Annotated in this window: 9 protein-coding genes and 3 pseudogenes; 7 read left to right on the forward strand and 5 right to left on the reverse strand. The window is 58.7% G+C overall.

Annotated features, from left to right (window positions below; all coding sequences use genetic code 11):
• Positions 1-29: 29 nt before the first annotated feature.
• Entirely contained in the window at positions 30-497 is a 468-nt protein-coding gene (locus JMY24_RS38995; RefSeq protein WP_236597722.1) for a DUF4384 domain-containing protein, read from the reverse strand.
• A 785-nt stretch (positions 498-1,282) separates the two neighbouring features.
• Between JMY24_RS38995 and JMY24_RS36230 the strand changes: the two genes are divergently transcribed.
• Together JMY24_RS36230 and JMY24_RS36235 are read left to right on the forward strand one after the other, a co-directional pair.
• Positions 1,283-1,474, forward strand: a complete 192-nt coding sequence (locus JMY24_RS36230) for a hypothetical protein (RefSeq protein ID WP_201703935.1) — start codon at positions 1,283-1,285, stop codon at positions 1,472-1,474.
• A gap of 156 nt (positions 1,475-1,630) precedes the next feature.
• A complete protein-coding gene (locus tag JMY24_RS36235) occupies positions 1,631-2,083 on the forward strand; it encodes a hypothetical protein (RefSeq protein ID WP_236597723.1) in 453 nt (150 codons plus the stop codon).
• A gap of 1,067 nt (positions 2,084-3,150) precedes the next feature.
• Here the strand turns inward: JMY24_RS36235 and JMY24_RS36240 are convergent.
• A complete protein-coding gene (locus tag JMY24_RS36240) occupies positions 3,151-3,591 on the reverse strand; it encodes a hypothetical protein (RefSeq protein ID WP_201703932.1) in 441 nt (146 codons plus the stop codon).
• 499 nt (positions 3,592-4,090) lie between these two features.
• Positions 4,091-4,222 carry a hypothetical protein gene (locus tag JMY24_RS39320; RefSeq protein ID WP_268960845.1) on the reverse strand — a complete coding sequence of 44 codons (132 nt, stop codon included), beginning with the start codon at positions 4,220-4,222 and terminating at the stop codon, positions 4,091-4,093.
• A 1,451-nt stretch (positions 4,223-5,673) separates the two neighbouring features.
• On the opposite strand from JMY24_RS39320, the gene JMY24_RS36245 reads away from it, so the two are divergent.
• Entirely contained in the window at positions 5,674-5,931 is a 258-nt protein-coding gene (locus JMY24_RS36245) for a transposase (RefSeq protein WP_424450001.1), read from the forward strand.
• Between the two features lie 156 nt (positions 5,932-6,087).
• Here the strand turns inward: JMY24_RS36245 and JMY24_RS36250 are convergent, their stop codons facing one another.
• Together JMY24_RS36250 and JMY24_RS36255 are read right to left on the reverse strand one after the other, a co-directional pair.
• Positions 6,088-6,618 (reverse strand): hypothetical protein, encoded by a 531-nt coding sequence (locus tag JMY24_RS36250; RefSeq protein ID WP_201703933.1) that lies wholly within the window; start codon positions 6,616-6,618, stop codon positions 6,088-6,090.
• A gap of 138 nt (positions 6,619-6,756) precedes the next feature.
• Positions 6,757-7,092: pseudogene (locus JMY24_RS36255) on the reverse strand (aminotransferase class III-fold pyridoxal phosphate-dependent enzyme); the annotation flags it as partial.
• A gap of 145 nt (positions 7,093-7,237) precedes the next feature.
• Here JMY24_RS36255 and JMY24_RS36260 point away from each other — a divergent pair.
• From JMY24_RS36260 to JMY24_RS39000, 4 genes and pseudogenes are all read left to right on the forward strand, one after another.
• Positions 7,238-7,389 (forward strand): annotated as a pseudogene (locus tag JMY24_RS36260) (IS6 family transposase); the annotation flags it as partial.
• A 29-nt stretch (positions 7,390-7,418) separates the two neighbouring features.
• Entirely contained in the window at positions 7,419-8,537 is a 1,119-nt protein-coding gene (locus tag JMY24_RS36265; protein WP_328809333.1) for an integrase catalytic subunit, read from the forward strand.
• Positions 8,538-8,578: 41 nt separating this feature from the next.
• Positions 8,579-9,555 (forward strand): annotated as a pseudogene (locus tag JMY24_RS36270) (AAA family ATPase).
• A gap of 847 nt (positions 9,556-10,402) precedes the next feature.
• Positions 10,403-10,677 (forward strand): hypothetical protein (locus JMY24_RS39000; RefSeq protein ID WP_236597724.1); only part of this gene is annotated, 275 nt, incomplete at its 3' end.

A 10,677-nucleotide genomic window follows, 5' to 3' on the forward strand; every position in this document is an offset into this window, starting at 1 on the left:
CTGCCTCCTTGCTGAATAACAGGCGTGCACTATCCCGCCGGTCTGACGGCGTCGATGGTGAAGCGAGTCGCGCCGAACGCGTCGGTGCAATCCGGTGCATCTGGTGGACAGAGTGGCTCACCTGCGAACGGTGAATACTGAGGCGTGCGCCGTGTCGCGGCCTCCTGTTGGGCGTCGTCAGGGAAGCTCGCGAACACTGCCCCGGGCTTGAGGCCGCTCGCGGAAAAATCACGTGGCTGCGGCGACACGAGCACCAGAAAACGGTTGGGACCCGGCGGTTCGCCCCCCAGCATCGGCCAACTCGCGCGCGGCAGTGAGAGTGTCTGCGCGGCCGCGATCATATTGTTGCGATCCACTCCGTTTGGAAACGGCATCAGGTACCGGTTGGCCGGGTCGACCATGAACACATAGACGTAGCCGACCCGGGTGCTGCTGAGCCTGTATTGCAAAGGGTCCTTGCCGATGCGGGCGGTCGTGCTGCGCAGCGTGCCATGCACTTGAATCGACCGGTCGGCCAGTGCGTCGATGCGTTCGAGTTCGCCGCAGGGTGTGAAGGGCGTGAGCGTTTCGGGAGGCGGTGAAATGGATGGCGTCGGGATGCTCGCGATCGACGCCGCCGTGACCGCCTGGCTGGAGTGTGGTGGCGGCTCCGGCGGCGACGGGCGCGGCGCGCGGCACAGCGGTGGCCGGCGGGGGCGGCGAACGCGTCGCCATCCAGGTCCCGCCGCCCGCGAGCGGGACGATGCATACGGCGGCGCCGATTATCAGGCCCGCTCCCCTGCTGCGCCTGTCGTCCACTGCGGTAGCCGGCGGCAGGCGCTTCGCCCCGCCGTCCTGGTGCCTGCGCATCGACTCGCCGTCAGCCCGGGAGCGGGTCGCCGATTTCGGAGCGGCCGATGAGCCGTAGGCGCCACGCGCGCCCGATGTATCGCCGCCGCTCGTGAGCTCCGCGGGGGCGGGCATATCGATCGAGATACCCAGCTCTTTCGCAAACGCTTGGACGTCAGGCGGGCGGTTTTCCGGACGGACGGCGAGGGCGTGGTCAATCGCGCGTAGGAACCGGTCCGTGTAGCGCCCGGCCGCTGTTACGGCGAGCGGCGCATAAGTATCACTCATCAGGCGTCCCACCGAGGTCGGCGGCGTCTTGCCCTGAACCGCGAAATACACCACGGCGGCGAGCGCGTACACGTCGGTCCACGGGCACTGTTTCCTGCTTGCAACTTCGGCGCATTGCTCGACCGGTGCATAGCCCGGTTTCAAAATCACCGTTAGCGCCTGCGTCATGTCGCCGATCACGCGCCGCGCCGAAATCGAGCAGCAGCGCGCGGCCGCGATCCGGGTTCCGGCGGGCAGTGCGTGTTGTCCATTGCCGTCGGGTGCGGACGACCTCTGGACGATCACCGTCTTGTCGTCGGGGCTGCTCATCGGCTTCGGCTCCCAAGAAGATTCGATGACGGAGCACCGCACTCGTTAGCGCGACCCTCACGCGCAGGCGCGTGTACTTCCGAGACGATTGGCGAAGCGATCTTTTGAAAAAACAACGAGCCGGCCTCCGGTTTCGCCAGGCGGGTGAAACTGGCTTTCAAAATCCAAGGTCCCGGAACGTTTACAGCGATGTAGTCGAACGACGATGCAGTCGGCCGTCGCCCGCGGCCCGCAGGCCGTAGGGGAGTTCCATCCCCCAGCCGTTGCTTTTCACCATCCGCAGGCGGCGATCGCTGCGTACAACGACGCGCTGGCCGACCTCGCACTCGGCAGCCGCGCTGCGGCGCGCGCGGCCTACCTCGCCGCTGTCGACGATTCGGAAAAGATTCGTGCGCGCTTTCGCAGCGACGAGTTCAAGACCGTCCTGTTCGGCGACACGCAGACGGTGTTTGAAGAAGCGATCGCGCTGACGCGTGAGACTGGCGACTACGAAGGCGCCTGGAATCTATCCGAGCGCAGCCGCGCGCGCATTGCTCGACGTGGTGCGCAACCGCGTCGATGCCGGCTTCGACGACCGGCAATTGAATGGCTAGGTGCCAAGCCTTGCCGTTACGCGAGGCACCCTCAAACCGGACGAGTCGATCATCGAATTCCATAGTCTCGAGAAATCGCTGGTTATCCGGGTCACTCGAACATGTGCGCCTGCACGGTGCGACAACCGCTTATGTCAACACAAGCGACGTGGTAGGCAAGCCTTGCTTATGCGCACTGATGGATCGACGAGGTTACGCCGGTGCGGATGCCCAGTGGTTCGGCGCTCGTGCTCGCAAGCGCACAACCTAACTCGCACGCGAGCCAGCCGCTCGTCGCGTTTGCGGACCCCAGCTTCGACGGCAGTAACGCGGCGCCCAACGCAAGCACCCGCGTCCTTGCCGGAGCGGGTCCCGTTCTTGTTGACAGTAAGGCGGCAACCTTCGATTATCACGGCGTGTGCTATCGGGCGCAAATGCCTCACGCAGTCGGGCACTGAAGCAGGACATGTCGGATGATCGGTTCTTGACGCATGGCGTGACCCAAGTAACCGAGGGTCGTCTCTATATTTTTTACCTCGGGTTTCACTACAAGAAAGAGGTACAGCGAGAACGACTCGCTGCATTGGTGGGAAAATCTGGTCGGTCGGTGGCTGCCGGCGAGTATGCATTTCCCGGCATAGTGCAGCTCGTCCATTTGACACTGAGACCACCACAGGAAGCACGTTGATTGATGTGAAAAGAAACATTCAGGGTGTCGTTGCGCACGAGATCGGCGCTCACGGTAGCCGAGCATATGATGGAAAGATTTATGCTGCGGTTTTGCAGCCGAGGCTATGCCACATGAAAATAACGATCCCTCAGGGGAGGCGGGAAGTCGAAGGTTTTGAATCTGCTATTTCCGTTGGCGTTCAACCTTTTACGCGTATGCCCTCGAATTAAGTGTTGGCTATAACATTCGTATACCGAAAGAATATCGCACTCGATTTGGTAACGGCACACCCTGATCGTGCGATAACTGAATGGCCGCTCCTAGGGGGACCACCAATTGCGTGGGCATATAGCCTTCCGCATGCGCGCGGGAGGAAAGCAGCCCACACGCGACGACACGAATGTTATCAGTGTCCATAACATGTGACTATACCTCGTGAAATCGGACAGATTTACGCCTGCGCTCATCCGAATGTGCGTTAGGTCACAGAGGCCGCCGGACTTGGCGTCCGACATCGCGTACGCAGCGGTGCGCAATCGGCCGAACCGAGCATGCTTCAGAACAGTTAAGAAGCGGGTTAACGTGCATGGTGGCGATATCTGAAATGTAGTTCTCTTTATACGAGGAGCCATCAGCGTAGTTTACTCCGTGCCGCCATGTGGGCAGGATATGGCTATGCGCTGATTGCGCTGAGATTTCGATTTTATAGGGAGAGAAACTGTGCCGTTTTTTGACCTGCAGGAAGAAGAACAGCGAAGCTTCCTCAGCGTAGTCCGACACACCGTCTTGGAAGGTGAGTTGCAGCTTGTTCGATTTACCGATTCGACTCGAGGACACGAAGCCGCTCTTGGCCGGAAAGATACGAAGACTGGCCTCTACCGCTCGTACTGGATGTATGCATCGGAAATTGTGGAAATTCTGCATGTGCTATCCACCTCGGGTCCATTTGGATCAAAAATAATCCGGGAGGTTAGCAGTAGATGGGCTCTATGTGACGATTGGGGGGACGTAGGACGAGCCTGGATTATGACGATTCCTGCGGGGCGCACGTTGAACGCCTACTTTGGATTTGCGAAATTTCAGCCCAAGATATCTACCGCAACTCAAAAAAGCACCGGGAAAACGGTATCCAACTCATACCCGGGAGGATCGATTCAAATTGTCACGCGAATAGGTGAGCAAGAGAAAATGTGGATTCGCGGGCCGATAAGAACTCTCGGACTATCTCCGAAAGATCTGACCAAGTAACGGTAACTATCGGCCGCTAAGGGCAATCACTGACAACTTTTTCTGGTTCATGCGTCATGGCAACCGGTCAGGGTGTTGCGCCCGGACGTCTCGTCGCGATCAGGCCTGTGTGAACTGTTGAACACGAATTAGCCCGCTGCGCCGGAGAACCGGCGCGTGATGATCCTCGAGCCGTCTATTGAGCGGAACAGTGATCGACGGGCGCGTCGGCTTCGCCCGCGAACGCGGCGGCACTTCCTCGCACGGCCGCATCGAGTCCGCTTGCGGCGACGACCGCGCCCGTGGAGGCGTCGGCTGTGCCGACCATCCTTGCCGCGCTCGCTACGGTGGTGGCCCCGCCTTCGTCAAGTGGGCAAATATTGCCAGGCAGTTTTTAGGCGAGCCAGTCTTGACTAATCGGTTCGAACTGGTCACGCTCCGGCAGCAGAGGACCGGTCTTACCAGCATCGACGCAGTTGGTGCAATCCCTAAAAGTCGCGCGGGGGAGAGACCGGCTAGCGGCCTCACGAAAGTCGATACTTGAATGACGCCAATGGTCGCAGCATCCGAATCGAACGACGTATCAAATTCAAATTGCGTTTGTATCTGGAGCTATACCAACTTGAGATTGCGCTTGACAGTGGAAACGGTGTCTAGACACTGGATACGCCTCATGGGAAGCTAAACCCTAATCCGCAATCGATTTTGTGCCGATGTACATCTGATGCTCGAGGTACGACATGTCGTGGCCTGATCTGCAATCGCTGCTGAACCTGACCGACGAAGGGCTGGAAGCGCTCAACACCATGTAGAGCTTTGGCGTGTTAATTAGCCTCACGCATTCGTCCATGCCGGCCTCTTACGAGGCGAATACCAATACCTGCACGCTGAAGTCCTGTCTCAAGGCGCCGACGCTCGCGTCATACTTCGTACACGAAATGATTCACGCCCTAAATCAGAGCAGCGGACCTCCGATATCGATACGTTGAGTCTAGACGAATATGTGAAGGAGATGGTGTCGGAGGAATTTGTCGCCACGACCCGTCAATATCAATTTTTCGTAACCCTCAACGTCAACGGCCACATCTAGGGCGCCGGAATGGCGGTGGCGATCTGTTGCCAAAAGCGACGCTCGATCTCGTTTCCAAGCGATGGCGCGCCCGGCGAGTACATCGCTGCTCGACCGGTCAACCGATACACCTGCTTTGCACTTCGCACCATGCAACACCTCCTCAGTTAAAGGTGTTGCGAGGACCGGTTGAATCCGCCTAGTGAACGCCAATCGACTGTTGAAGCTGCAGTCGAGCGCGGACTCGCTGTCGGAATCCTGAGCTATCGGGAGTATTACAGACGAGAGTGAGAGACGAACAAGCTGCAGAATCCCTAAATCGGCCGTCACGATTCCGAACGACGACGCCATCGGCGGTCGCAGGTGGCAGCGTGTGCTCCCCCGAGCGGGCGGGCGAAGCGGGAAGTGCTGCACGCCATTGGGTGCGGTTTCGCCGGTTCATTCTGCGAGCTGCCAGCCGTTCTTCCGTTCAATCTGACCCGTCCCGGTATTAGTCCGGATCGCAATTGGAGTCCGAGGTGAAAAACCGGTTCGCTTAATGCGCCGGGGCGAACAGAGGTGGCGACCGGCGTCGGGCGCGTTCCGTGGTCCCGTCCTCCACAGGACCTTTCATTCCCGAGGTATGCGAAATCGCGCGCTTACATTTGGTCGGACGACTTTCTGTCGTTTGACACCATAGGTCTTAAACTTCGGGGCGGGGACGTGGGGCACTGGTCCATAACATGCCGGTTACCAACGCGATCGAGAGCATGCACATGCAGTTGTGCAAAATCATCAGAAACCGGGGGCACTTCCCCAGCGACGAAGCGGCCAACGAACTGCTGCACCTGGTCTTGCGCAACATCGAAAAGGATTGGAAGATGCCATCTATCACCTGGCGGCAAGCAGTCAATCAGTTCGCCATCCTCCTGTCCGGCGAGCGATTCACCTCCCCGTCAGCTGAAATTTTTAACGGCCTCAGTACATGAAATTCCAACACCTCCTCGGTTTCGGCAATGCGGTACGCTTGCATTCGACTTTGGGCTATCTGTCACCCGCTGCCTACGAGGCGAAACCGACCGCGAAAGAACCTATCAAGTAGCCCGAAATAAACTGACCACTCACTTCCCTTGCCGCTTCGCAAACTACCTTGACTGATTTGTATTTAGGCTCTGATTTGGATTCGGACTATAGCCGCCACACAGAGGATCTCCGGTTGGACGGATGTCGCACCCGTTGTTTGGCATCGATTTGACAACGCGTGCGTAGCCGAAACTCACTCCGCCAATTGAGGCGGCAATCCCACTCTCCAATCCACTGGTATCAATCCAATACGGCGTATGGTCTACTCCGTGAAATGTAATACAATCGATAACTTTTTCGCCTGCGACTAACGCGAGTTCCAATGCATTTCCGAAGCAGACTAGGCCGTTGAAGTCGCTTGCAGAGATTGCCGTTTGTGTCGTGAAAAAAGCATACTGCTCTGGCGCCGCAATCGTAAATTGGAAGGGCAAACCTGCACCCACCCCACCACTGCCAATGAACAGGCCATGAAGGATTTGATTATCGACGTCAATCAGGGAATAGAACGCGAGCCCCAAGCCGAGTTTTCCTTTTCCTCCGCCCAGTGCAATAGCCTCGCCGAGGGCCCACGTCGAGGATTTTTTTGTTGACACGACCCACCTCCTTCGTCAGACAAAACTCGCGCATAGCAACACGGCGTGAATTACCAATCTAGCCACTGCGTAGCCGCTTAGCAAGGGCGAGCGCCCCTTTTCTCTTCGGCGATAGCTTGAGTTGCACCGGTTGATCCGGAGATGCTTCGGAGCAACCTTGCCGGTGAGCGCCATGCCCATCATCGTACGGCCGTGGACGCTGCCGCCAAACGCGATCACCGCGGGCCGGCCGGTGGCAACTCGAGCAATCTTGATTGCGTTCTCAACCGCCTCGGCGCCAGTACTGAACAGCGCGGTCTTCTTGTCGAATGCGCCCGGCACCCGGGCGTTCAGCGTCTCCGCAAGCTCCACATACGACGCATACGGCACGATCTGATAACAGGTGTGCGTGAATCGGTCGAGCTGTTCACGCACCGCAGCGATCACGCCCGGATGACGATGGCCGGTGTTGAGCACCGCGATGCCAGCGGCGAAATACCACGGCGCCTTTTTTTCGTGCATCAGTCTCTAAGCCTTGTCGCACCAGTGCGATATTCAAGCGAGACCGCCCATACAGAGGTACTTGATCTCCAGGTAGGGCACTGTCAGGTTAATAACGAGGCGACGGTAGAATGAAGTGATGAAGAAGACAAAATCGCTTTATCACGGCCACCGTTTCCCTGCCCCGTGGTCATCAGCTGCGCGGTTCGCTGGTATTTCCGGTTCAGCCTGAGCCTGCGCGACATCGAGGAGCTGTTGCTCGAGAAGCAACGGATCGTTTCGTACGTGACCACGACACCAGTGAATACAGCCGCTACGATGTGGTCAAGACGATCGAGAACGCACTCGAACGCCGGTCGATGCGTGCATTCACCATCCCGGGCCTGGTCCACCACCCGCAGGATGGTTTTGCTTCACAGCGCCTGCCCGAGCTTGCATACGTCGCATGGGAGTGCATCCGCCTCGACAACGCCAAGGCGAACCTCGCCAGCGAAACGCTGACTGCACTATGCGAGTTCGTTGGCTGCGTTGTGAGCGCTGGACCGAAGCGCAGTCCGGACGAGCGCCCGTATGTCGAGCGCTTCTTTGGTACGGTCGCCAGCAAGCTGTCCTCGCGCCTCCCAGGTTATACGGGTTCGCATCCTCGTGATCTTCGTCGCGCGCTGGCGGACCCAAAGGGAAATCTCCGCCTGTTCGTGTCGCTCGATGAACTCGACGAGTTAATGGCTTATTCGATTGCGACCTACCATGGCACGTCTCATATCGGACTGAATGGCGTGACGCCGCTCGAAGCGATGGAGTTCTTTGTCCGCGAGAGGGGTCAATTGCTGGCCTGGTTGCCGGAAGCCCGCCGACGCACGTTATGTCTGATGCAGTCCGCGCAGCACTGTCGCGTACGGGGCTATCTTGCGCTTGGTGTCCGTCCACACATCAACCTGCTCGGCGTGCGCTACACCAACATGACGCTTGCCAGCAGCGCCCAACTGATCGGAAAAACACTTCGCGTCTACGTCAACGCCGACGACCTGCGCTGTGTTCGGGCATTTTTCCCAGACGGCAGCGAGCTCGGTGTCCTTCACGCCCAGGGTGCGTGGCGCGTGATGCCGCACAACGTAACCTTGCGCAAGGAGATCCTCAAGGCGAGGAGTAGCCGGCGGTCGACGCATATGGCGGCTGAAGATCCGATTGACGCCTACGTACGAGCCAAAGTAGCAGCAGCGGGCAGGTCACGCAAGGCGGCCTCCGACGCAGCGCGTACGCTGCGCCTCCTTGCCAACGCGCCAACGGCCAAGACACCGACAGGGCCGTTGGAACCGGACCCGATCCAAGCAACGCTACCACCACCAACGATGGGCCTGACCAACGCCGTCGAAGATGAACAGCCCACGGAGGCGGTACGCCCGCGCACGCTTGGCATTGGGACGGGGCAGACTTTCTGATCGGTAGTTTGACTGACAGCTCACATTCAAGGGAGGAGGGCATGTCGCTTCAGATTCCACGTCCGGTTGATCCTTCGCTGCACCCGCTCGTCACCGGAAACTACCGGATCGCTACACCGGCTATCGAATCATTCTATGAACTTGTCGTGAGTTGTCTTCGATACCGGGTGACCGGCGCGCTTGTCTACGGTGCTCCGAGGATTGGCAAGACGCGTTCAATAGAATACGTGCGTCTGCTGCTTGCACGGGAGCATCCGAAAGTAACAAGCTATCACGCCCGGTGTGAGCACAAGCCTCGGCATGCAGAAGGTCCCTTCTTTTCGAACCTGCTCGAAGCCGTCGGCAATCATGACCCGAACGCGGGCACGAACCCCGCAAAGCGCATGCGCCTTTCCCTGCGCATCCGGGAAGCCGCTGCGCGCGCTGGCAGCGGTACAGTTCTACTCTTCTGCGACGAAGCCCAACGCTACAACGAGAACGAATACGAGTGTTGCGAGATGTACACGATGCACTGGACCGCCAGCAGATCAAGCTGTTCACGTTTCTCGTGGGTCAGCAGGAGTTGCTGGCGCAAAAGAGCGCCCTGCAGATCGTTGGCAAGACCCAGATCGTCGCGCGCCTGATGGTCGAAGAACTCTTTTTCCATGGCATCCGCAATGCCGAAGACGTCGCTACATGCCTGAACGGCTATGATCAGACCGCCTATCCCGAGGGCACACAATGGAGTTTCACGAGATTCTACGTGCCGCAGGCGTTTGATGTTGCTTATCGACTTGTGAGCGATGCGCTCACGCTGTGGAACGCCTTTGAGGCCGCACATCACAAGGCAACCCTCCCTGGGCGGCTTGAGATCCCGATGGAATCCTTTGCACGGGCCGTCGAAGTCGTACTCAAGGATAGTGAACTCAGGGATGCTCCGGGATATTGCCCTGACCCATCGTTATGGGCTCATGCGGTGCGCCGCTCCGGGTATGTCCAGTCGCGCCATGCAACCGGTCGTGTGCTTTTTCACGCGTAGAGAGGCGCCCTTGCTCATTGCTCCGCGTTTTCCGATTCTCAGCCTCGATGAGCGACGACTGACTCCGGCACTCGGCTACATATTCGATGTCAGGTGGCTCCTGCCTGGCGAGTCAATCGTCTCGATCCTGTGGAAGCTCGCACGTGCGAACGGACTGCCAGGGCATGCGCTCGTCCGGCTGATGGGTGCTGACGTCGACCCATATGAAGGCGTTGAGCCGCTGCGCGATGCCGTCGATATGAAGCGGCTGAGGCGCATGCTGCCACTGCCCGGCAAGGTCTTACACGCGTCACTGCTCGACGCCGGGCAGCGGAGACGTTATCACCCGGTTTTCAGGCATTGCAGGCAATGCACATCGTTTGGTCATCATAGCGTGACGTATCAGATGTCCAGTGAGGGCCGCTGTCCCGCTCACGGGCAGAAGCTCGAGACGCGATGCCAGCATTGCGGGCAGGAGACCCCCTACCTGCTCAACGCAAGTCTTGCCGGCTCGCCGTATCGCTGTGCGCAATGCGGTGGCCCTTATTCGAGCCGGCCCCCTCCAGCTTTCGCGAAAACATCGGCGATGCGCAAGGAACATCGTATTGCCATCGCTCGGCATTTCCACAATCGCATGGCAGGCAGATTCAACCTTTGACGTGACGATTGCGGCGACTAGCTGGCGCGTAGCACTGAAGAGGAGGTTGCCGCGACACTTTCAACCAATCGCACTGAAAGGCTGTCAGTTACTAACCGAAATCCGTGTTGATAATCATCTGGAATGCCTCCTTTGTCGCCCCCAAGGTAGGGGGCGACAAAGGTCTACAGTTGCGGTGCGAACCACCAACCGACCTGTCAGGAGGCGCATATGAAGTATTGCGGCATCGATCTGCACTCGAACAATGCCGTGGTCGCTGTGATCGACGACCTGGATCGGGTGCTTTACTGCAAGCGGCTCACCAACGATTTGCAGCTGATTATGGCTGCGCTCGAGCCACACAGGGATGAGCTTCAAGGAGTAGTCGTGGAGGCTACGTTTTATGGACGCCCCGGAATTATGCACAGTTTGTCGGTCATTCTGAGGTGCAACGCCCAATTCCTCTGGGTGCCAGGTAGCGCCTCACCATCGGCCAACCGTGCATA

Origin of the sequence: Paraburkholderia kirstenboschensis, assembly GCF_904848585.1 — a bacterium.
Lineage (GTDB): Bacteria > Pseudomonadota > Gammaproteobacteria > Burkholderiales > Burkholderiaceae > Paraburkholderia > Paraburkholderia kirstenboschensis.

Coding starts and splice junctions, on each gene's coding strand:
- JMY24_RS36230 (WP_201703935.1), top strand. CDS start 1,283: ATGTCGCCGATCACGCGCCGCGCCGAAATCGAGCAGCAGCGCGCGGCC.
- JMY24_RS36235 (WP_236597723.1), top strand. CDS start 1,631: ATGCAGTCGGCCGTCGCCCGCGGCCCGCAGGCCGTAGGGGAGTTCCAT.
- JMY24_RS36240 (WP_201703932.1), bottom strand. CDS start 3,591: ATGCAGAATTTCCACAATTTCCGATGCATACATCCAGTACGAGCGGTA.
- JMY24_RS39320 (WP_268960845.1), bottom strand. CDS start 4,222: ATGGTCGGCACAGCCGACGCCTCCACGGGCGCGGTCGTCGCCGCAAGC.